Origin of the sequence: uncultured Roseovarius sp. (genome assembly GCF_947259555.1) — a bacterium.
Taxonomy (GTDB): domain Bacteria; phylum Pseudomonadota; class Alphaproteobacteria; order Rhodobacterales; family Rhodobacteraceae; genus Roseovarius.
Genome location: NZ_CAMYMD010000106.1, coordinates 23,480 through 44,145, shown reverse-complemented (window position 1 = coordinate 44,145; position 20,666 = coordinate 23,480). Strand labels below are relative to the sequence as shown.

General features: G+C 63.3%; 20 protein-coding genes. 13 read left to right on the top strand and 7 right to left on the bottom strand.

The features are described 5' to 3' along the window. The first annotated feature begins 1 nt into the window (after position 1). The 3 genes from Q0X85_RS18795 to Q0X85_RS18785 all read left to right on the top strand — a co-directional run bounded on the left by Q0X85_RS18795 (position 2) and on the right by Q0X85_RS18785 (position 2,577). Positions 2-754, top strand: coding sequence for an ABC transporter permease (locus Q0X85_RS18795; protein ID WP_297774585.1), 753 nt, complete (start codon positions 2-4; stop codon positions 752-754). Further along, positions 751-1,536 carry an ABC transporter permease gene (locus tag Q0X85_RS18790; protein ID WP_297774583.1) on the top strand — a complete coding sequence of 262 codons (786 nt, stop codon included), beginning with the start codon at positions 751-753 and terminating at the stop codon, positions 1,534-1,536. Before Q0X85_RS18795 ends, Q0X85_RS18790 begins: the two co-directional genes overlap by 4 nt. A gap of 177 nt (positions 1,537-1,713) precedes the next feature. Further along, a complete protein-coding gene (locus Q0X85_RS18785) occupies positions 1,714-2,577 on the top strand; it encodes a DUF2189 domain-containing protein (RefSeq protein WP_297774581.1) in 864 nt (287 codons plus the stop codon). A 7-nt stretch (positions 2,578-2,584) separates the two neighbouring features. Here Q0X85_RS18785 and Q0X85_RS18780 read toward each other — a convergent pair whose 3' ends face one another. Next, entirely contained in the window at positions 2,585-3,172 is a 588-nt protein-coding gene (locus Q0X85_RS18780) for a riboflavin synthase (RefSeq protein WP_297774579.1), read from the bottom strand. A 139-nt stretch (positions 3,173-3,311) separates the two neighbouring features. Here Q0X85_RS18780 and Q0X85_RS18775 point away from each other — a divergent pair, with 139 nt between their 5' ends. The 3 genes from Q0X85_RS18775 (at position 3,312) to Q0X85_RS18765 (ending at position 7,869) form a co-directional block, all read left to right on the top strand. After that, positions 3,312-4,604: a capsular biosynthesis protein gene (locus Q0X85_RS18775; RefSeq protein ID WP_297774578.1), complete on the top strand. Its 1,293-nt coding sequence runs from the start codon at positions 3,312-3,314 to the stop codon at positions 4,602-4,604. Positions 4,605-4,762: 158 nt separating this feature from the next. Beyond that, positions 4,763-5,851 (top strand): polysaccharide biosynthesis/export family protein, encoded by a 1,089-nt coding sequence (locus tag Q0X85_RS18770; protein WP_297774576.1) that lies wholly within the window; start codon positions 4,763-4,765, stop codon positions 5,849-5,851. A 5-nt stretch (positions 5,852-5,856) separates the two neighbouring features. Continuing rightward, on the top strand, positions 5,857-7,869 hold the full coding sequence (locus tag Q0X85_RS18765) for a capsular polysaccharide biosynthesis protein (RefSeq protein ID WP_297774574.1): 2,013 nt from the start codon (positions 5,857-5,859) through the stop codon (positions 7,867-7,869). A 128-nt stretch (positions 7,870-7,997) separates the two neighbouring features. Here the strand turns inward: Q0X85_RS18765 and Q0X85_RS18760 are convergent, their stop codons facing one another. The 4 genes from Q0X85_RS18760 to Q0X85_RS18745 are packed head-to-tail and all read right to left on the bottom strand — an operon-like array spanning position 7,998 to position 10,954. Continuing rightward, positions 7,998-8,933 carry an OmpA family protein gene (locus Q0X85_RS18760; RefSeq protein ID WP_297774573.1) on the bottom strand — a complete coding sequence of 312 codons (936 nt, stop codon included), beginning with the start codon at positions 8,931-8,933 and terminating at the stop codon, positions 7,998-8,000. Between the two features lie 6 nt (positions 8,934-8,939). Beyond that, on the bottom strand, positions 8,940-9,512 hold the full coding sequence (locus Q0X85_RS18755; RefSeq protein ID WP_297774572.1) for a peroxidase-related enzyme: 573 nt from the start codon (positions 9,510-9,512) through the stop codon (positions 8,940-8,942). Between the two features lie 3 nt (positions 9,513-9,515). Continuing rightward, positions 9,516-10,235: a GNAT family N-acetyltransferase gene (locus Q0X85_RS18750; protein WP_297774570.1), complete on the bottom strand. Its 720-nt coding sequence runs from the start codon at positions 10,233-10,235 to the stop codon at positions 9,516-9,518. Then, positions 10,232-10,954, bottom strand: coding sequence for a molybdopterin-binding protein (locus tag Q0X85_RS18745; RefSeq protein ID WP_297774568.1), 723 nt, complete (start codon positions 10,952-10,954; stop codon positions 10,232-10,234). Before Q0X85_RS18745 ends, Q0X85_RS18750 begins: the two co-directional genes overlap by 4 nt. A gap of 45 nt (positions 10,955-10,999) precedes the next feature. On the opposite strand from Q0X85_RS18745, the gene sfsA reads away from it, so the two are divergent. Together sfsA and map are read left to right on the top strand one after the other, a co-directional pair. Beyond that, entirely contained in the window at positions 11,000-11,701 is a 702-nt protein-coding gene (gene sfsA, locus Q0X85_RS18740; protein ID WP_297774566.1) for a DNA/RNA nuclease SfsA, read from the top strand. A gap of 96 nt (positions 11,702-11,797) precedes the next feature. Further along, a complete protein-coding gene (gene map, locus Q0X85_RS18735; RefSeq protein WP_297774660.1) occupies positions 11,798-12,589 on the top strand; it encodes a type I methionyl aminopeptidase in 792 nt (263 codons plus the stop codon). Positions 12,590-12,848: 259 nt separating this feature from the next. Here the strand turns inward: map and Q0X85_RS18730 are convergent, their stop codons facing one another. Continuing rightward, positions 12,849-14,279 carry an FAD-binding oxidoreductase gene (locus tag Q0X85_RS18730; RefSeq protein WP_297774564.1) on the bottom strand — a complete coding sequence of 477 codons (1,431 nt, stop codon included), beginning with the start codon at positions 14,277-14,279 and terminating at the stop codon, positions 12,849-12,851. Positions 14,280-14,403: 124 nt separating this feature from the next. Here Q0X85_RS18730 and Q0X85_RS18725 point away from each other — a divergent pair, with 124 nt between their 5' ends. The 5 genes from Q0X85_RS18725 (at position 14,404) to Q0X85_RS18705 (ending at position 17,910) form a co-directional block, all read left to right on the top strand. Beyond that, positions 14,404-14,859 carry a DUF3429 domain-containing protein gene (locus tag Q0X85_RS18725; RefSeq protein WP_297774562.1) on the top strand — a complete coding sequence of 152 codons (456 nt, stop codon included), beginning with the start codon at positions 14,404-14,406 and terminating at the stop codon, positions 14,857-14,859. Positions 14,860-14,868: 9 nt separating this feature from the next. Beyond that, positions 14,869-15,486: a glutathione S-transferase family protein gene (locus Q0X85_RS18720; protein WP_297774561.1), complete on the top strand. Its 618-nt coding sequence runs from the start codon at positions 14,869-14,871 to the stop codon at positions 15,484-15,486. Further along, a complete protein-coding gene (gene rnhA, locus Q0X85_RS18715; RefSeq protein WP_297774559.1) occupies positions 15,479-15,946 on the top strand; it encodes a ribonuclease HI in 468 nt (155 codons plus the stop codon). Before Q0X85_RS18720 ends, rnhA begins: the two co-directional genes overlap by 8 nt. Positions 15,947-16,325: 379 nt before the next feature. Further along, a complete protein-coding gene (locus Q0X85_RS18710; RefSeq protein ID WP_297774557.1) occupies positions 16,326-17,342 on the top strand; it encodes a TauD/TfdA family dioxygenase in 1,017 nt (338 codons plus the stop codon). A 238-nt stretch (positions 17,343-17,580) separates the two neighbouring features. Then, the gene (locus Q0X85_RS18705) at positions 17,581-17,910 is read left to right on the top strand and encodes a LysR family transcriptional regulator (protein ID WP_297774659.1); all 330 of its coding nucleotides are present in this window, start codon (positions 17,581-17,583) and stop codon (positions 17,908-17,910) included. On the opposite strand, the gene Q0X85_RS18700 is transcribed toward Q0X85_RS18705, so the two are convergent. Next, positions 17,840-20,638, bottom strand: coding sequence for an Ig-like domain-containing protein (locus Q0X85_RS18700; protein ID WP_297774555.1), 2,799 nt, complete (start codon positions 20,636-20,638; stop codon positions 17,840-17,842). The genes Q0X85_RS18705 and Q0X85_RS18700 overlap by 71 nt on opposite strands. Positions 20,639-20,666 lie beyond the last annotated feature (28 nt).

Here is a 20,666-nt window from a genome sequence, read left to right as displayed (position 1 = left end):
CTTGGAGGCACTGCTAGAATACCTTGGGCTGGCGGAAACCGCGCAGCTCCTGTCGCTCGAGCCTCCGGGCTGGGGCGGCAACCTGTTGCGCGGCTTGGCCAATTCTCTTCAAATCGCGCTCGGCGCGTTTGGATTTGGCCTCGTGATCGGCCTCGCGGGGGCCTGTGGCAAGATCTATGGCGGGCCATTGCTCCGAGATCTGCTCGCGATCTACACCACCGTGATCCGCGCCGTGCCGGAATTGGTCCTGATTCTCATCCTCTATTACGTCGGCTCTGACCTGATAAATCAGGCGGCCGCCGCCATGGGCTATGGCCGTGTCGAGATCAGCGGCGTCGTCGCGGGCATCTGGGTGCTCGGCATCGTACAGGGGGCCTATGCCACCGAAGTCCTGCGCGGCGCCATTCAGGCGATTCCGCCCGGTCAGCTTGAGGCCGCCCGCGCCTTTGGCATGCCGCCCATGATGACGCTGCGTCGGGTGACGATTCCGGCGATGATGAGCTTTGCAACGCCGGGGCTGGCCAATCTGTGGCTCATCGCCACCAAGGACACAGCCCTGCTCGCCATCGTCGGCTTCAGCGAGTTGACGCTGGAAACCAGACAGGCGGCGGGCAGCACCCGCGCCTATTTCACGTTCTTTCTGGCCGCCGGTGCGCTCTATCTCATGGTAACGCTGTTCTCGGGGGTGATCTTTGGGCGGGTCGAGAGATGGGCCCGGCGCGGCCAACCCTCGTTGCGCGAGGGCGGCCGATGAGCAACCTGCGCGCCCTGCTGATCCCACGTCGCCTGTTCCTGATGGCACTCTTTGCCGGCTTCGTACTGTGGTGCGCGCTGTCATTGCGTTGGGATTGGCTGCCAGAGTACCTCCCGCTGGCGCTCGAGGGGCTATGGCGGACCATCTGGCTCTTGGGAGTCACTGTCCTTCTCGGCTTCATGCTGGCTGTGCCTCTGGGGCTCGCGCAGGCAGCCGGGCCATGGTATCTGGCGGCACCCGCTCGCGTCTTCTGCACGATCATCCGAGGCACACCACTCCTCTTGCAGATATGGCTCTTGTATTATGGTCTCGGCTCGCTCTTTCCCCAATACCCGTGGATTCGAGGATCAGAGCTGTGGCCCTATCTTCGACAGGCTTGGCCCTATGCGGTGCTGGCGCTGACGCTGTCCTATGCGGGCTATGAAGGCGAGGTGATGCGCGGCGGCTTTGCCAGCGTGCAAAAGGGACAGCTTGAAGCCGCACGCGCCTTTGGCATGCCGCGACTCACCATCTTTCGCAGGATCTGGCTGCCTCAGGCGATCCGCAACGTCCTGCCGACACTGGGCGGCGAGACGATCCTGCAACTCAAGGCGACACCGCTGGTGGCCACCATCACCGTAATAGAGATCTATTCCGTCTCAAGCCGGGTCAGGGCCGATACGTTTATCGTCTATGAGCCACTCTTGTTGCTGGCGCTCGTCTACATGATCATCGCCGGAGGGATCGCTCTCCTGTTCAGATGGGTAGAGAACAGGGTGCCATCCAGCATGCGCGCGGGCTAGGCAGACCTGCAAACGGCCTCATCCGCAGAGTCGGTCAAGTGCTTTAGAGCGAGCGCTACGTCCCCCCATACCCGATTGTGATGCGACGCGCGGCAGAATTCGTGTTAAGGTGGTGCATGGCAACGCAACGGCGCGGCGCCACAGGACAGGCTCCCGCGCCATGAAAGGGAGGCCATAATGACCAAGACCATCGGAAATCCGCTGAGCTGGCTTGCGGGAACCACAGCAAGCGCGGGTCGCGGCGCAACGGACGCGGCAGAGGCGGTGCGCAGCGAGGTCACAACCCCGCCCAAGGTGCGCACCCTCACCCAAGAGGACATCCGGACCGCGCTTCGCAAAGGGCTTGCCGATTTCGCCGCGTTGCGCAGCGACGTGTTCTTCCTCATCGCGATCTATCCGATCATCGGCATTACACTGGCGCTCATGGCATTCAACTCGGCGCAGCTTCCGATGCTGTTTCCACTCGCCGCAGGGTTCACCCTGTTGGGGCCGGTCGCAGCCACCGGGCTTTACGAGATGAGCCGGCAACGCGAAACCGGACAGCCTGCAAGTTGGGGCACGGCGCTTGGGGCGCTTCGGGCTCATGTTCTGGGGCCTGTTCTGGTGCTCGCGCTTTACCTGACCGCAATCTTCGCGGTCTGGATGTTTGCGGCCATGTTCATCTATGACATCACTCTCGGGCCACTTCCGCCTGAAACGATTGGGGGGTTTGTGAATGATGTGCTGACGACGCCTGCGGGATGGCGGATGATCGTGCTCGGGATGGGCACGGGTTTTGTTTTTGCGGCGCTCGTGCTGGTGATCAGCCTGACCTCGTTTCCAATGCTGATTGACCGGCGCACCGGGGTTCCGGTCGCGGTCATGACATCGGTCGCCGTCGCGCGCCGCAATCCCCGCGTCGTGGCCAGCTGGGGCCTGATCGTCGCGGTCTGCATGACAATCGGAATGATCCCGGCGTTTCTTGGGCTGGTGATCGCACTGCCGGTACTCGGCCATGCCACGTGGCATATCTACCGTGCAGCCGTCCCCAAGGACGGCTGAACGTCGCTCAGCCCGCCTCTGCCAGCCGCGCCACGTAGCGTGCCAACGTGTCGATCTCCAGATTGATGAGATCTCCCATGTCGACGTCGCCCCATGTGGTGACAGACTTCGTATGGGGGATAAAGTTGATCCCGAACTCGCGGCCCTCGACCTCGTTCACGGTAAGGGATGTGCCGTTGAGCGCGACCGAACCCTTGGGCGCGATGAACCGCGCCAATGTGTCTGGCGCGCGCAAGGTGACGCGGGTGCTGTCGCCCTCGTCCCGCAAGCCGACGACCTCCGCCAAACCATCCACATGGCCCGAAACGATGTGACCGCCCAACTCGTCCCCGACACGCAACGCACGTTCCAGATTGACGCGGCGGCCATCCTGCCATGCCGACAGGTTGGTCTTTGACAGGGTTTCGGCGGAAATATCCACATCGAAAGAGTCCGACCCCAGCGCGACCACCGTCAGGCAGACCCCGTCGCACGCGATGGATGCCCCGATCTCTATTCCGGACACATCATAGCCCGTGCCGATCCGCGCGCGCATGTCGCCGCGATGCTCGACCGACCGGATGTGCCCCACATCGGTGATTATGCCCGTGAACATGAGAGCCTCTCCTTTTGCCGTGGTCCCGCCCTAGCGCCGCCGTTGCAACAAGACAAGGCATCGCTGCGGCAGGGGCTTATTTTTGCCCCGTTTATGCAGTACCAAAGCGCGATTGAGCACAAAGGCAAAACGTATCGCAATGACAGGACAGACCGGCACACACCGCGCGTTTCTGTTTCTTCAAGGACCGCACGGACCTTTCTTTCACAAACTCGGGCAAATGCTGCGCCGGGCCGGGGTGGATGTCTGGCGCGTGGGTTTCAATGCGGGCGACAGGGCCTTCTGGCCCGATCGCAGCAGCTATATCCCGTTTGTCGGCCGGGCCGAGGATTGGGCCTGCACCCTGCGCGAGATCGTCGCAGACAAGGGGATCACCGATCTCGTCCTCTACGGCGATACGCGCCCCATCCACGCCCAAGCGGTAGATGTCGCACGCGCCGCCGGCATTACGATTCATGTGTTTGAGGAAGGCTACATGCGGCCCTACTGGGTCACATACGAGCGGGGCGGCACAAATGGCAACTCGCGCCTGATGGAGATGAGCGTGCCCGAGATGCGGCAGGCGCTGGAGAATTCCGACATGGACACCGCCCTCCCCCCGGCAAGCTGGGGCGACATGCGCCAGCACGTGTTCTACGGTGCGGTTTATCATGGGTTTGTCCTGTTTCTGAACCGCCGTTACCGACATTTCCGACCGCATCGCGCGCTCAGCGTCGGCCAGGAATTCACCCTCTATCTCAAACGGCTGGTGCTCATGCCCTTTCAGGCCATAGAGCGGCGCGTCGCCACTTGGCGTGTACGCACCGGCGGCTTTCCCTATCATATGGCTCTGTTGCAACTGGAACATGACGCGTCATTTCAGGCCCATTCACCATTCTCCACCATGACAGAATTTCTGGAGACCGTTATCGACGGTTTTGCCAAAGGCGCCCCACCTCATCATCATCTGGTGATCAAGGCCCACCCGTTAGAGGACGGGCGGGTGCCCATCCGAGCAGAACTGCGCCGTCTCATTAAGGCCAATGGGTTGCGCGGGCGCGTGCATTATTTGCGGGGCGGCAAGCTGGCAAAACTTCTTGACGAGGCGCGCAGCGCCGTGACCGTCAATTCGACAGCTGCCCAGCAAGTGCTGTGGCGCGGCATTCCACTGCGCACCTTCGGGCAGGCTGTCTATGCCAAACCGCAATTCGTCTCGACCAAGCCACTGCGCGATTTTTTTGCCGGCGCAGAGCGGCCCGACCGCCGCGCCTATGCTGATTATCGCCGGTTTCTGCTGGAAACCAGCCAGATCGCCGGTGGCTTCTATTCCGCACGCGGCCGGCGGCAACTCTTGCGTCAGGCAGTCGACATGATGCTAGCGGCAGAAGACCCCTATGACGCTTTCAGTTCTGGCACCGCGGCCCCAAGGCAACAGTTGCGCGCCATCCCTTGACCCGCCTCGATACAAATACTGGATTTTCGCAGGCATCTCCGGTACTTTAAGAAAAAAAGACCCGAGGCAGAATAAAAACAGGTCGAGGAGACCGAGCAGTGATACCCCGACATTCCCGATGGGCGCGGTCTATCGCGCTTTTGGCTATTGCATCCATATTGGCCGGATGCGCCCTTCCCCGCAGCGGCCCGAACAAGCGCGAGATCTACGCGGGCTCCGTGCAAAAGCAAGGCGATGCGTTCGTTGTCACCGTCAATGACAGGGTGACGCGCGCCACTGCGGTACAGCCCGCGCTCGGCTTTACCGATGATTTCAAGAATGCAGGGCTGCTTGGTTCTGATACGATAAGCCCCGGCGACACGCTCGGTCTGACGATCTGGGAAAACGTCGATGATGGCCTTCTTGCGGGCGAAGCCACGAACCAGACCATTCTCGAAGAGGTGCAGGTCGATGGTTCGGGCTTTATCTTCGTGCCCTATGCCGGACGCATCAGGGCCGCTGGAAACACGCCCGAGGGCGTGCGCCGCGTCATCACCGAAAAACTCGATCAGCAGACCCCCGATCCCCAGGTCGAGGTGCGCCGGCTCGCGGGCGATGGATCGACCGTGTCGATCAGCGGTGCGGTTGGCGGGCAAGGCGTCTATCCCATCGAGGCCCCGACCCGAACCCTGTCAGCCATGATCGCCTCGGCAGGCGGAATCGCGATCGAGCCGGAGGTTGCACAGATCACCGTGATACGAGGCGACAAACGCTCCAAGGTCTGGTTTCAGGATCTGTTCAAACATCCGCAATTCGACATCGCGCTTCGCGGCGGCGACCGCGTGCTCGTCGAGTCTGACACCCGTGCCTACACCGCCCTCGGCGCGACCGGGACGCAGGCGCGCGTAACCTTCGAGACCCAGACTCTCAGTGCGATCGAGGCCATCGCGCAGGTCGGCGGGCTGACCACCTCTGCCGCCGATCCGACCGGTGTGTTCGTGCTGCGCAACGAACCTGCGGCGGTCGCCAATCAGGTTCTGGGACGGGATGATCTGATCGGCGCGCAGCGGCTGGTCTACGTTCTCGATCTGACCAAGCCCAACGGCATGTTCATGGCCCGTGATTTCGCGATCCGTGACGATGACACGATCTATGTGACCGAGGCCCCGTTCACGCAATGGTCCAAGGTCATCGCGGCACTCACCGGCACTCTGAGCGCGGTCGGCTCTATCTCGACGGCATCGAGCACATTGTCCGGGGACTTTTGACGCCGATGCAGGAACGTGATCCCGCCGGGGAGGCCAAGCCCCCCCGGCGGGTTTTCTATTTCAACGGCGGGTTTCTCCGGCAGCCCCGTATACGCCGCATCCTTGCGCTCAAAGGTTATCCACTCCGCCTCGGCAAGCCCGCGCCGGAGGATCTGATCGCGGTCTGGGGCCGCAGCCCCTACGCCAAACGCGGCGAGGCGGTGTCAGAGCGCACAGGCGCAGGGCTCATCCGGGTCGAGGACGCCTTCTTGCGCTCGCTATATCCAGGCCGCAGCGGCGGGGCACCGCTTGGGCTGGTGATCGACCGGCGCGGCATTTACTTTGACAGCAGTGCGCCGTCGGACCTAGAGTATCTTCTGGCCACCCATCCGTTGGATGATACCGCGCTGCTTGACAAGGCCCGGAGCGGTATCGCCCGGATGAAAGATGTCCATCTCACCAAGTACACGGCCTTCGATCCCGAGCACCCCTGCCCCGATCCCGGCTATGTGCTGGTCATCGACCAGACGCGTGGCGATGCCTCGGTTACCCATGGCGGTGCCGATGCCAATACGTTTCGCGAGATGCTCTATTGGGCGCAGCAAGACAATCCCGGCGCACGCATCCTGATCAAGACCCACCCGGAAACGGCGCAGGGCCACCGCGAGGGGTATTTCACGGCCGATGACGAAACCGAGCGAGTGCGCCTCTTTGCCGCTCCCGTGAGCCCCTGGACGCTTTTGGAGGGCGCTGTCGCGGTCTATTGCGTGACCTCGCAGCTTGGGTTCGACGCCATTCTTGCGGGCCACCGGCCAAAGGTCTTTGGCCAGCCTTTTTATTCCGGGTGGGGCCTGACCGAGGACCGCCATCCGCACTCCATACCAAGGCGAGGCCGAAACCTGACCCGTGCGCAGCTTTTTGCGGGCGTGATGCAACTTTATCCGACATGGTACGATCCATATCATGATCGGCTCTGTGATCTCGACACGGCCATCTCGACGCTTGCGGCCGAAACCCGCGCATGGCGCGAGGATCACGCGGGCTGGGCCGCTTATGGCATGCGACTGTGGAAACGAGCGCCCTTGCAGCAATTCTTCGGTCAGTACCGTCGCGTCATCTTCTCCAAGGCACCACGGCCAGACCGCCGTGCCATGGTCTGGTCCTCCCGGAACGATCAGGCCCCGGAGGACGCTGTTCGGATCGAAGACGGATTTCTTCGCTCGCGGGGCCTTGGCGCCGATCTGGTGCCGCCCTTGTCACTGGTCTGTGACGATCTCGGCATTTATTACGACCCGTCTCAGGAAAGCCGCCTCGAACGTCTCATCGTCGAACGGGCCCGGCTGCGCCCGGATCAACACCTCCGGGCAGACGCGTTGATCGCCACGCTGAATGGCCATGCTCTGAGCAAATACAACCTCGGCCAGCCTGTCGGCCATCTGCCTCGCGGGCACCGTATCCTTGTCCCTGGACAAGTCGAGGATGACGCATCGATTCAGCTTGGTGCCGGCACAGTCAGCACCAATCTAGGGCTGTTACAGACCGCACGCGCCGCCAACCCGACGGCCGTAATCCTCTACAAGCCACATCCCGATGTCGAGGCCGGGCTGCGCCCCGGCGCAATCTCGAGCGAATTGTTAGAGGCGCTTGCGGATGCCACGCTCACCGAGACCGACCCCGCAGATCTGCTTCCGCAGGTCGCGGAGGTCTGGACAATGACCTCGCTTCTGGGGTTCGAGGCGCTGTTGCGTGGTGTCGCGGTTACCACGACGGGCACGCCCTTCTACGCGGGTTGGGGGCTGACCCGCGATCTCGGCGCGATCCCTGCACGGCGCACCGCCCGGCCTGATCTGGCCGGGCTCGTGCACGCAACGCTGATTGATTATCCGCGGTATTTCGACCCCGTGACCAAGCGGCCCTGTCCGGTCGAAGTCGTCGCGGATCGGCTGGCCCATGGTATGGTGCCCCGGCGTGGCTTGGCCAACCGTATCCTCGCCAAACTGCAGGGCGCGTTGGCCACGCATGCCAACCTGTGGCGCTGAATGCTCCTCAACTTTGAGGGCCTGGCCACATCCATTGGTCGTGAGTGGCTCTTGGCAAATCGCAACGAGCGCCATCTTGATGCCACGCAGCTGGTAAATTGCAGGGCACCTAACCCACTTGCAAAACCCTAACCTTCGCCGGTATCCAGCAGGACAGCCTCGACCCGACGGTTCTGATCGCGGCCCTCGGCTGTGGTATTCGGCACCAGTGGAGACAGGTACCCTATGCCGTGCGCCTCTATTTGCGTGGGCTGCACCCCGTACTCCTCAGTGAGCCGCACCCACACTGCCTCTGCGCGTGCCTGCGATAGCGTGGCATTCGGCTCGAAACCGCCCACGCTGTCGGTATGTCCCACAAGAGCCACACGCGCATCCGGATTGGCCTGAAGAAACCCGGCAAGCGCCTCTAGGCTGGGATGCGACCCGGATCCGAGCGTGTTCGCGCCCGAGTCAAAATCCAGCCCATCCAGCCGAACATGCCCAGTGGAGCGCAAGCTCTGCGCGAGACCACCCGCAGATGAATCCGGCACCTGCGCTGGCGCCTCAAAAGCGAGTTGTGGTGGCGCGTCACTCTGCGTGGCCCGGGTGATCTGAATATAGCCAGTCCGACCACTGCGACTGACGATCAGGGCTACATGCTCGGTCTGCCCGGCCCCTCCACGACGCGCCAAAAGATAACGGTAATCAAACAGATTTACGAACATTGCCGGTGCGGACAGGACTGGCAACGCGAACCGGAAGTCAAATCCGCCACATTCCTGATCGGGACAATCGAAAATGACGTCCCAGCCGGCCTCCACAAGCTGATCACGCAACGGCGTCAGGATTTGCAGCGTCGTGGCCTCCTGCGCCGGAAACCGCCATGCCCGCGTCGTGAGCCGACCGTCAAGCCGCAGCAGTGGGGCACCCTCGCTGGAATAAGGACCGGTGGGCACTGACACGCTATCCGATGCGCGCTCCACCTCGCGGGTCAGTGTCGCATTCGCGGGCAACGCGAGGTCGACTGCGCGCGCCGGGCTACTGACCGCCAGAGCAATGCACGTCAGAGCGAGAACGCGCCGCATGACCGCTCACCTCGCCTGCGCATGGTAGTCGGGATTGGGCTGCATGGCCGTGGCCGAGGCGACCCGGTTGGTCATGTTGAAGAACCCCGCGACATTGGCGATGTCCCAGATATCGCGATCAGCAAAGCCCGCCTCGCGCAGCGCCGCACGATCCGCCTCGGTGATCTCGGACGACGCCTTGGTGATCTTTTCGGCAAAGCCCAGCATCGCCGTCTGGCGCGCATCGAGCGTGGCTGCGCGCCAGTTCATCACCATCGCCTCGCCCAGCGCCGGGTCGCCGGACAATTGCCGCACCGCCGCGCCATGCGCCACCTGGCAATACCAGCAGCGGTTGATCGAACTGACCACCACGGCGATCATCTCGCGCTCCAGCTTGCTCAGCCCGGACGGCGCAAGCATCAGGTCGTTATAGAGCGCGGTGAAGGCGTTGAGCTTGTCGATGTCGAACGCATAGGCGCGCAGCACGTTGGGGATCATGCCCAGCTTGTCCTCGCAGATATCGAAATACTTGCGGGTCTCTTCGGGCAGCGGGTCGACCATCGGCAGATCGAGTGCTGTGGGCGGTGAGGTCTTGGTCATGGCTCAGTCCTTCTGGCGATAGTGATACTCTCCCACAGGTGCAAAGCCCATGGAAGCATAGAGGCCGTTGGCCCCCGTATTGGCCCGGGTGCAGAGCACGGCGATATGCGCGGCCCCCTGGGTCGCCGCCCAATGCGCGGCCTCGATCATCATCCAGCGGCCCATGCCCGCCCGCCGGTGTGCCGCGCGCACCTCAAGCGCGTGGACCATGGCGACGCCCTGATGCAGGCCCGCATAGCCCACGGCGGCGGGGCGGTTGTCATGCCGCCCGAAAAGGCCGGTCTTGGGGCAGGCCGCGCGCTCCATCACCGCGATGCGGGCAGGCCCGATGCCGCCCTCGGCCCAGATTTCGCGCATGATCTCGAGCGGCTCCCAGACCGAGAAGGTTGTGACACGCGGCGCGCGTGTGCCGGTCAGTGCCGCGACCGGGGCGACATAGAGATTGACCGGATCGACCACGCGGTAGCCCTGATCGGCCAGCATGGCATCAAGACTCTCGTCGCCCGCCCGGATCTGGAATAATGCATCCTGCCCCAGCCCGCGCATCGCGGCCTCGGCTATGGAGAGTTCATCGGCCGTCAGCGCGCGGGTCGCCGTCGCCGCCGAGACCCGCTTGCCACCGCCCGCGCCGTCGCGGAGGGTAACCGGGCCACGCGTCTCGATCCGCGCCGGGGGCCATGTCGCTTCGGTCACGGCATAGAGCATCTGCGCATCGGGCGTCATCCGGCGAACATCCCCGACAGTTCCGCCATCGCCGCATCAACCCGCGCGCCGTCCTGCCCGCGCACCACGACATTGGCGCCGTGACAGCCGTCGCGGATGAACGGGTAAGAGCCGAACGTGAGGTCCGGATAGCGCGCCGCCAGATCGGTGAGCGGCCCGGCGATATCGCCCTCGCCGCGCCGCACCTCCAGCGTCTGCGACAGAACCGGCGCGCCGCCGGTGATCGTCGGCAGGACCGAGGCCAGCATCGCCTGAAAGATCGACGGCACGCCTGCCATGACATGCACGTTCTCGATGGTAAAACCGGGGGCGGCGCTGATCGGGTTGTCGATCAGCGCCGCCCCGTCGGGAATACGCGCCATGCGCAGGCGGGCCTCGTTCAGCTCCTGCTCGCGCGCGGCGTAATGCGCGGTGAGGATGGCGCGGGCATCGTCGCGCACTGAAATTGGGCGATCAAAGGCGCGCGCCACGTTCTCGGCGGTGATGTCGTCATGGGTGGGACCGATGCCGCCCGAGGTGAAGACCACGTCATAGGCAGCACTCAGCGCCTGCACACCCGCGACAATGGCGTCGGGCTCGTCGCTGATCACCCGCACCTCGCGCAGGTCGATGCCTACGCGGGTCAACTCACCTGCCAGATAGTGCATGTTGGCATCGCGCGTCCGGCCGGAGAGGATTTCATCCCCGATGACAAGCATGGCGGCACTCGGGTTGGGCATGGGGGCCTCCTTGATCTGCGGATGCCTTCGGTATAGGCGCAGCGCATGCGCTTTCAAACCCCTCTCGTGCCCGCGCGGCTGATCCGTCGCTACAAGCGGTTCCTGGCCGATATCCGGCTGGAGGACGGGTGCGAGGCGGTGGCGCATTGCGCCAATCCCGGCTCGATGATGGGGCTGGCGGAGCCGGGCATGCGGATCTGGGTGGAGCCCAATGACGACCCCAAGAAGAAGCTGAAATACGGCTGGCGGCTGGTCGATCACGAGAACGGACATTTCACCGGCGTCGATACCAGCCTGCCCAACCGCGCCCTGCGCGCCGCATTGGAGGCGGGCGAGGTCGCGGAACTGGCGGGCTATGAGACCGTGCGACCGGAGCAGAAATACGGGGCGGGCAGCCGGATCGACTTTCTGCTGTCGGGCGCGGGTCTGCCCGATGCCTATGTCGAGGTGAAGTCGGTGACGCTCTCGCGAGCGCCGGGCGTGGCCGAGTTCCCCGACAGTGTCACCGCGCGCGGCGCGAAACATCTCGGCGAATTGGCGAGGGTGGCGCAGGCAGGGCACCGGGCGGTGCTGTTCTACCTCGTGCAGCGGACAGATGCGCAGGTGGTGCGGGTCGCAGGCGATATCGACCCCGGCTATGCCCGCGCGCTGGAGGCGGCGCGCGCGGCGGGAGTCACGGTGCTGTCATACCGCGCCGATATCAGCCGCGATCAAGTCACGATCGGTCATAAGTTGCAGCATGACTAGGCATGCCCCTCTGGTTCTTTTGAGCAAATGGGCTTAACTAAAGACAAAACTGATGAAGCTACGAGGCCAGATGTGACCCAGAAACACCGTGGACGCATGACACGCGAGGGCATCCGCATCCATGAGGCTGCGGATTTTGCGGGCATGTATGCCGCAGGACGGCTTGCCGCGACGATCCTAGACGAGATCGCCGATCATGTGTTCGTCGGCCAGACCACCGGCGCCATCGACACGTTGATCGAGGACAAGGTAAATGCCGCGGGGGCCAAATCGGCGACCATCGGCTACAAGGGCTATCAGCACGCCAGCTGCATCAGCGTCAATCACGTGGTCTGCCACGGCATTCCCGGCGACAAGGTGCTCAAGGATGGCGACATCCTGAACGTGGACGTGACCGTGATCGTGGATGGCTGGTTTGGCGACACCAGCCGGATGTATGTGGCAGGAAAACTGAGCCGCAAGGCCGAGCGTCTCGTCCAGGTGACGCATGATGCCCTGATGAAAGGGATCGAGGCGGTACGCCCCGGCAACACCTTTGGTGACATTGGCCATGCGATACAGGCCTATGTGGAGGCCAACCGCATGTCCGTGGTGCGCGATTTCTGCGGGCACGGGCTCGGCCGGGTGTTTCACGCGCCCCCCAACGTGCTGCATTACGGGCGCGAAGGCGCGGGGGCCGTGCTCGAAGAAGGCATGTTCTTCACCATAGAGCCGATGGTCAATCTGGGCCGTCCCGAGACCAAGGTGCTCGCCGATGACTGGACAGCTGTCACGCGCGACAAGTCGCTCTCGGCGCAGTTCGAGCACTCAGTCGGGGTGACCGCCGAGGGCGCGGACATCTTCACGCTCTCGCCTGCGGGGCGATTTCATCCGACGTGGGGCGGCTGAAGGCAGGTTTGGCCCGGAGCGGACGTTGCATCCCGCCAGAAGGTGCCGCGCGGTCGCAGGGCAGGGGACTGGCGATGCAACGGCCTTTGCGGGCGCTTTATGCCCGCCAAGTCATTGTAACCTCAACACGTTGCACGCCACATCAAATCGCCAGGCCGCGGGACGGCGTCATGCCGGAGGCATGCCTCTGGCATGGCGATCGCGCGGCACCTTCGGTGCTGTTCGCGCGGTTGGCTCATAGGTCCGCTCCAGGCCAACGTCAACCAGACCCGTTGGGTGATGCCCGCAGCACCGCCCCGGGGTTCATGATACCCAAAGGATCGAGCGCAGTTTTAAGACTGCGCATGACCTCAAGCTCGACCGGATCGCCATAGCGTTCAAGATCCTCGACCTTGAGTCGACCGATCCCGTGCTCGGCACTGACAGACCCGTCCATGTCGTGCACCAAGTCGTGCACTGCCCGTTTGATCGCATCCCGCTCGGCCATATGATCCGCACGGGATTTGCCCGGCATCGGAAAGACATTGTAATGCAGGTTTCCGTCACCCATGTGGCCGAAACAGTTGATCCGGAAATCACCGATCTCCGCAATCACACCCCTGCCTTTTTCGATGAACTCGGGAATGACCGACATCGGCAGAGAAATATCGTGCGAGCTAATCGAACCGATCCGGCGGTTTGCCTCTGGGATCTGCTCGCGGACCTCCCAGAAATCATGCCGCTGCGCCTGCGATTGCGCGATCATGCCGTCGCTCACAAGCCCGGCCTCGAAGGCGGATGCAAAGAGCGCCTCAAGAGCCTCCGCCGGGTCTATGCCGCGCGCAAGCCCCACATCGATCAGGACAAACCATTCGGGCGCTTCAGAAAATGGCTGGCGGATATCCGGCAAGGTCTCGGCTAGGAAATCGAGGCCCTGCCGGTGCATGATCTCGAACGCGCTGATGCCCTCGCCCATGTGCTCCCGCGCCATCGCCAGAAGGTCGAGCGCGGCGCGCGGCCCCTCGACCACCATCAGCGCCGTGCCCTCGCCCGCCGGACACGGAAAGAGCTTGAGCGCGGCAGCGGTGATGACGCCCAATGAGCCCTCGGATCCGATCATCAGATTGCGCAGATCATAGCCGGTGTTATCCTTGCGCAGCCGTTTCAATCCGTGCCAGATGCGCCCGTCGGGTAGCACTGCCTCCAACCCCAGACACAAATCGCGCGCATTGCCGTAGCGCAGCACATTGACCCCGCCCGCATTGGTGCCAAGCAGGCCGCCCAACCGCGCGGACCCTTTCGACGCGATGGTCAGTGGGAACAGCCGGTCCACATTGTGAGCCGCGTCCTGAATATCCTGCAGGATGGCACCCGCCTCGACCACCATCACGTTTTCCTGCGGCCAGATTCCCCGCACCGCGCGCATCCGTTCAAGGCTGAGGATGACGGGAACCGGACCATCGGGCGCGATCTGCCCCCCCACCAGACCAGTACCACCCCCATAGGGCACCACCGGCACGCGGGCCGCGGCACAGGTTCGGATTATCTCCGCCACCTCCTCGACAGATGCGGGCGCAAGCACGACACCCTGACCATGCCAACGGCCGCGCGGTTCTTCGAGATAGGCCGGCGCAGTCTCGCGAAATACGGCTGCGGGGAGGCGAGCGCGCAATGCGTCGATGAAATCCGGGGTGGCAGCGTGACGATCCATGGCCCGCTATCTATCATGTTCCCCGCAACTGGCCAGCCCCCTGCCCTGCGCACGCAAAACAAAGTCGTCCCAAGCGTCCGACGCGGCCTTGCCAAACCGGCAACGCAGCGCCAAGTTGCCGCCCATGTTTCAGACCATCCCGCGTGCCCCGCTGATCCTCGGCCTTGCCGGTCTCGTCCCATTTGTATGGGGCGCACTGACGGTGCTTTTCCCCGATCTCGCGGATTGGACCATGCAGACCATAGGCCCACGGTTTGCCGGGCCTTACGTGATGCTCTTTTATGGTGCGATCATCCTGTCGTTCATGTCCGGTGTGCTCTGGGGCTTTGCCGCACAAGCCACCGGCACTATGGCCACCACCGGCTACGCCCTCTCGGTGATCCCGGCGCTCTGGGCCTTCTTCATGACCGGCGGCGGGCCGGTCTCGGCGGGGATGAACCTGATCTTCGGCTTTGCCGGTCTTTTGCTGCTGGATCTGCAATTCGCCCGCTGGGGTCTTGCGCCCGCATGGTGGATGCCGCTACGGCTCGGGCTCAGCGCCGTGGTGATCGCCTGCCTCGCGGTCGGCGTCTTTCTCTGAGGGCCAAACATGACCGATCTGACGCTTTATTCCATGCCCTCCTCGGGCAACAGCTACAAGGTGCGGCTGCTCTTGGCGCTCGAAGGGCGGGCCTATACCCATGTGCCGATCGAGACCAACACCCCCGACCTGGCCGGGGCCAAGGCGGCGGGCCACCTGCCCTTGGGCAAGCTGCCCGCGCTGCACCTCGGCGACGGCACGATCCTGACGGAATCGAACGCGATCCTGTGGTATCTCGGCGCGGGCACCGGATGGGTGCCCGAGGACGCGCTGGAACAGGCGCAGATGCTCGCCTGGATGTTCTTCGAGCAGAACCGCCACGAGCCGGTCGTCGCCGTGCGTGCCTCGCTCGCGACCTATCCCCATCTCGCGCATGAGGCCACGCCCGAGCGCATGGCGGCGCTGCTCGACGAGGGCCACGCGCTGCTTGGGCTGATGGAGGAGGCTCTTGACGGGCAGGACTGGTTATGCGGCCCCTCGCCCACGCTCGCCGATGTCGCGCTCTACGCCTATACCCACACGGCGGGTACGCGCGGCGGGTTCGAGATGGGCCGATTTCCGCGCCTCACCGCATGGTGCGCCCGCATGGTGGCGCTGCCGGGCTACGTTGGGCTGACGGATGGCTGATCTCTTTGCCTATACCGACGGCGCCTGCTCCGGCAATCCGGGCCCCGGCGGCTGGGGCGTGCTAATGCGCGCCATGGCAGGCGACGCCATCGTCAAGGAACGCGAGCTTTCGGGCGGCGAGGCCGACACCACCAACAACCGGATGGAGCTTCTGGCGGCAATCCACGCGCTCGAGGCGCTCTCGAAACCCTCGGCGATCACAATCGTCACCGACAGCGCCTATGTGAAGAACGGGATCACCGGCTGGATGCATGGCTGGAAGCGCAACGGCTGGAAAACCGCCGCGAAAAAGCCGGTCAAGAATGTCGAACTGTGGCAGCGTCTGGATGAGGCGCAAAAGCGCCACACCGTGACCTGGGAATGGGTCAAGGGCCATGCGGGCCACCCCGAGAACGAGCGCGCGGACGAGTTGGCGCGCGCGGGCATGGCCCCGTTCAAGCCCGGCAAATCAGGGGCCTGAGCGCCCTCATCCTGCTTGACTTCGCTTCAGTGCGGCCTTTGCCGCTGACCAGCGGGTTTGACGCGAAAAGCGCGGATGTCCCGGCAACAGGCATCCCCGAACTGAAACTGTAGGTAAACGCCCGCGCCGGCCCGACCAAGCTTTGGGCGGACTGCGGGATGCCGTCGCGGGGCGCTTGAAAGCCGCCCCTCACGCAACATGTAAGGATTTGTGGCGAGTAAAGTGGGTGTTCATGGCAAAGAGCTTTGGGCATGGTCATCGGTAATGTCAGCCCGCTTTTCGGCCGAGTGCCCGCCACAACGCGTGACCCGAAGTGGCCTGGCCACTTTCACAATGACGAACCTCGTATTGGATTCAGCGAAAAAAACGGAGGCTACTGGTGAAGGCAAACGCAACGAAGCTCCCACCGATTGACCCGGCGCATGCTGCCATCATTGAACGATTTGGCGGCGAAATCACTGCTCTCGATCCGATTGGGGCGCAAGTCTCGGGGATAGACCTGTCCTCCAGAGACGCACCACCTCCCGAGGTTGTCGCCGTGCTGGAACGTGAAATGGCGCATCGCGGGTTTCTCGTTTTCAAGAACGAGACGCAGCTGACGCCCGAGGATTTCTTGCGTACCAGCTGCCTTTGGGGCGGCAAGGAATTGCAAAGTACGCATGGCGTTCACCCGGCAACGCCCGGCGGAAATCGCCATATTTTCCGGCTTTCGAACGATGAGCGGCATGGCATTCCCGATGTCGGGCCACAATGGCACAATGACGGCAGCTTTCTCCCCGCCACGTTTTCTCATTCGGGCTATCACATCATTCGACCCGCCGAGAATGGCGGAGGCACGTATTTCGCGCACCAGGGTCTTGCATTTGAGGCGCTCCCCGAGGATCGCCGCGAGCGCTGGACGCGCTTGTCATCCGTGAACTCCGCCTCGGGTGCCGTGCATCCATTGGTGCATGCGCACCCCGTTTCCGGTCAAACGTGCATCTGGCTGCATCTGGGCATGACCGGCGCGGTGATCGAAAAGCTGCCCGACCGGGATGGCTTCAGCCTTCTTCACGCGGACGACCTGAAGCAGCTCTGTCATGACTACAACGACATCCTGAACGCCGGGCTGACAAATGGCTACGCGGTGGCCTACGAGTACAGCGAGAACGATTGCGTCTTTATCGACAATCTGGCTGTCGCCCATCGCGCGGCACCAGAAGCGCACATGCCCGTGGAAAAACAGGGCTTGCGGATCATGCATCGCAGCACGGTGAAGGGCGTGCAGAACCTCGCACCCGCTTTCGACTTGCCCCTCCATGTGAATATCGACGGCCCCAATCCAATTGGTGAGGGCGTCTGGCAAGGCGGCGGCGTCGGATTCCGGTGGGAAGACGGCATCCCCATGAGAAACTAATATGCGCTACCTGACAGAAGAGCCCCGGCCTGCCTCAGGTTCGCCCTCGGTTGCCAGACCGAACGTTCCAGGCACAACAATGCGAGATAATGCTATAGATGGCCAAAATGACCTCACATTTTGGAAGGGCCGATCGTGTTGAAAAAGTCGGCGTCTGAATAGACCCTAGTTTCCCAGACGCTTTGCAGTTTCAGCTTTTGCTGCTGTTTGAGATCTATCGGTGACATCCGCCCGTTTTATGGATTGGAAATCCCTTCCCGCTTTTCTGGCTGTTGCGCGGAACGGCTCGCTTCGGGCGGCGGCCGAGCAATTGGGCGGCACCCTCGCGACCCTGCGTCGCCAGATCGAGGCGCGCGAGGCGCAGCTCGGCACCCAGCTCTTCCGGCGGGCCGCGGACAGCTTGGGGGGCTTTCATAACTGTGCAGAGGCCCGCGCCGGATTGCATGCAATAGGAAAAGGCATGTGCCGAGGCCGCGCCCCGACCTCACGCAACGCCGCTAAGGCGAAAGTGCAACGAAGTCTTTCTTCAGATTTTTCAACAAAAGAAGATAGTGGTCCTTCGAAATGAATTGATTTTCCTTTGGCTGCGCCCTTGGAAACATCAACGGCAGCAGTTCCTGTTCGGTTTCAGCGTTCCCGTCTTCGTAGGACTTGTTTTGCCCGGACTGACCATCCGAAGCAATTCGCATCCCTTCGATCCCTTTCCAGCGCGTACCTTCATGCATGTCCGACACTGCGGTCGTCGTACTTTGCGGCGGGACCACGGGCATGTGGTCAAGGCCAAAGGCATGCCCCACCTCATGCGCAATAGCACCATTATTCGCGATTCGTTCAACGCCTGTCAGCGCCTGTGTCAGGCTCATGCCAATGAAGGGCTGCGCGGCAGCCTTCGTGGGATTGTCGGCCTCATCAACAATCGGGATATTCGCAACACCCACGAGCTTGATCCATTCAAATGGCATTAAGATCACCACCAAGTCGAAGCGGTCGTAACTATTGTTCGCGATCAGATGGGTCTGCACGGCATTGATGAGCTCCGAGCGCACGGCATGACGTTTCCGGATCTTCTCTGTCACGGCAGGCGGCCTCGCCAGAAAGTCGTTGAATGCCCGAAGCGTCTCCATGGTGTCGTTCGAGAAGGTTTCGGCCAGCATCTCGAACTGGTAGATTTTCTCTATTGCTGAAACGAGCTTTTCATTGAGGTCGGGGTCAGCCGGCGGCGCCGGCGCTTCGGAGAACTCCACCGACTGCACCGGGAACAGCTGTTCGATGTACTCTTCGGAGCGTTCGGCGGTAAGTACCGCCTCATTGAGTGCGTCCTGCGGCACATAATCATACCACGGGCCGACACGGGCAAAAACGTAACCAATGTTCAGATCGCGTTCGAGCGGGTCCCAGCGGATGGTCTCGTAGCCCGAGAAGATGCGCGTCGCGCCGTCGCAATCCCTGACCGGTTCGACCTCAGTGCGCACCAAGCTCACCTCTTCGAAGTCGGGTGTCCAGCCGAAGAAATTGATGCTGTTCTCCGCCATGCGCCGCTCTTGCGGAGAAAAAACGTCCGGGCGCCGTAGCGTAACATCACGTTTCTCGTCGACCAGCAGCGGAGCACCGATGGAGGAGCCAGGGCGGACTCGCACATGCGCGGGAAAGGACACGACCTGCCAGCCCGTTGCAACCTGTGGATCGACCCGCCATTTCGGATAGGCCCGGATGACCGTGGGTTTGCCGCCCACCAGCGGCGTATTGGTCACGACCTGGATTGTGTCGCTCTCGATGCCTTCCGACTGCACGAGATGCTCTGCAAGCCCCTCTTTCATGCGTTCGGTATCATCGAGATCGACCATGGTGTCGAAAGACCAGACCTGATCGACGGCGATCCGTTCGCCTTCCGCGCCGCGGATGCCTTGCGGTCCCGCGCGCACCGTCAGTCGGTACCGCACCCCGTCTCGGAGCGGCTCTTGAGGGGTGACGACCACGGTATCGGCGCCCGCAAGGCGCGGACGCACGTGGATTTGGGCCATGTCAGCGCCGCCCTGGCCATTGGCAAGACCGGTTTCCAGCTGCACGGTGCCGGGGGTGACAGAGGCCGGATCGAGCGGACGGTCAAAGGTCAGGCTGATGCCGGGATCGTCCCAGGGAAGGTTCGTCTCGCCCCGGATCGGGCGGTGCGACACGAGCTGCAGCTCGCCGACCGGCGCAGTGCCGCTCGAGGGTGCCTGCGCGATTTCCAGAAGCGACATCGCATAGCCCATATTGCGCATATTCGGCGCGGCAAAGCGGCCGGTGACCTGTAACGGCTTTTCGCCCGCCTCGCGGTCGACATCGACGCGACCCGGGCCCCTCGAACTCCAGCTGCGGCGCTCCTGCTCCACCCGCGCGGTCCCGGACAGGTCAAACCGACCGTATACCTCGGTTTCGGTGATCCGTTCGATATACACCGTGCCCGAGAGATTGCCGCTCGGAACCCGCGTTCGCGTGCCCGCCTGCCCCACCCCGTCGATGTCGCAGTCCATGTCCCTGACCTGCCGCCCGACCGTCGCGTCCAACGGCACGGACGCAAAGTCCATCGCCTCGAGCGCGCCCTGTCGCACGGCACGGCACATGCGCTTTTCGAATTCCTGCTCGCGGCGCTGCTTTTCCGTCCTGGGTGGCAGGTACGGCCGGGGCCGGATCTGGCCAGTCCAGGATTTGAAGATACCTGCCGGCCCGCCCTCCCCGTCACTGCCGACCGCACGGGCCCGATAGCTTTGTCCGGCGCGCAGATCGCCGGGTCCGGCGTTGGTCAGTGCGATGACCAGATGCGCACCGCTGTTAAGCGGCCAGCCGCCCACACCACCATGGCGGTAGCCCAGGGGCCTGCCGAGACTGCCGCCCTGAAACGAGAAGATGTTGGGACTGAATATCTCGAACACCGCGCGCCGGGTACCGCCACTGGCCGTGTCGATGTCGAGGCTTTCGCCCGACATCTCCTCAATGAAACCGACTGTTCCCTGATCTAGCCCCGGGACGCCCTCGGTGCCGCCAATGCGTTTCGCCGCCAGATGGCGTGCACAGGCCGCGCCGCCCGCGCTGACACCGCCCGAGATTGACATGCTGGCCTGACCGGGCATCAGCTCGGCATTCGCCCCGCCGGCGAACGCGCGCGGGTTCAGGTTGCCCAGAAGGTCACCGGTCTGTGGCGGGTTTATCGCCTCCAGCATGCCGCCGACCGAGCACAGCGGAACGGGAGGCGGATCGTTGGGACCGCACCCGTGCTGCGCCCGCAGCGGCAGGGCAAACAGGCACAGGGCCGCCAACGCCGCCCCGGTGCGACCCGACCCGGAA

Excerpts from the sequence above, each read along its gene's own strand:
- Q0X85_RS18765 (WP_297774574.1), top strand. The coding sequence starts at position 5,857 with ATGCAGGAACGTGATCCCGCCGGGGAGGCCAAGCCCCCCCGGCGGGTT.
- Q0X85_RS18775 (WP_297774578.1), top strand. The coding sequence starts at position 3,312 with ATGACAGGACAGACCGGCACACACCGCGCGTTTCTGTTTCTTCAAGGA.
- Q0X85_RS18725 (WP_297774562.1), top strand. The coding sequence starts at position 14,404 with ATGTTTCAGACCATCCCGCGTGCCCCGCTGATCCTCGGCCTTGCCGGT.
- rnhA (WP_297774559.1), top strand. The coding sequence starts at position 15,479 with ATGGCTGATCTCTTTGCCTATACCGACGGCGCCTGCTCCGGCAATCCG.
- Q0X85_RS18760 (WP_297774573.1), bottom strand. The coding sequence starts at position 8,933 with ATGCGGCGCGTTCTCGCTCTGACGTGCATTGCTCTGGCGGTCAGTAGC.
- Q0X85_RS18755 (WP_297774572.1), bottom strand. The coding sequence starts at position 9,512 with ATGACCAAGACCTCACCGCCCACAGCACTCGATCTGCCGATGGTCGAC.
- Q0X85_RS18730 (WP_297774564.1), bottom strand. The coding sequence starts at position 14,279 with ATGGATCGTCACGCTGCCACCCCGGATTTCATCGACGCATTGCGCGCT.
- Q0X85_RS18790 (WP_297774583.1), top strand. The coding sequence starts at position 751 with ATGAGCAACCTGCGCGCCCTGCTGATCCCACGTCGCCTGTTCCTGATG.
- Q0X85_RS18785 (WP_297774581.1), top strand. The coding sequence starts at position 1,714 with ATGACCAAGACCATCGGAAATCCGCTGAGCTGGCTTGCGGGAACCACA.
- sfsA (WP_297774566.1), top strand. The coding sequence starts at position 11,000 with ATGCGCTTTCAAACCCCTCTCGTGCCCGCGCGGCTGATCCGTCGCTAC.
- Q0X85_RS18745 (WP_297774568.1), bottom strand. The coding sequence starts at position 10,954 with ATGCCCAACCCGAGTGCCGCCATGCTTGTCATCGGGGATGAAATCCTC.
- Q0X85_RS18705 (WP_297774659.1), top strand. The coding sequence starts at position 17,581 with ATGGATTGGAAATCCCTTCCCGCTTTTCTGGCTGTTGCGCGGAACGGC.
- Q0X85_RS18780 (WP_297774579.1), bottom strand. The coding sequence starts at position 3,172 with ATGTTCACGGGCATAATCACCGATGTGGGGCACATCCGGTCGGTCGAG.
- Q0X85_RS18720 (WP_297774561.1), top strand. The coding sequence starts at position 14,869 with ATGACCGATCTGACGCTTTATTCCATGCCCTCCTCGGGCAACAGCTAC.
- map (WP_297774660.1), top strand. The coding sequence starts at position 11,798 with ATGACACGCGAGGGCATCCGCATCCATGAGGCTGCGGATTTTGCGGGC.
- Q0X85_RS18750 (WP_297774570.1), bottom strand. The coding sequence starts at position 10,235 with ATGACGCCCGATGCGCAGATGCTCTATGCCGTGACCGAAGCGACATGG.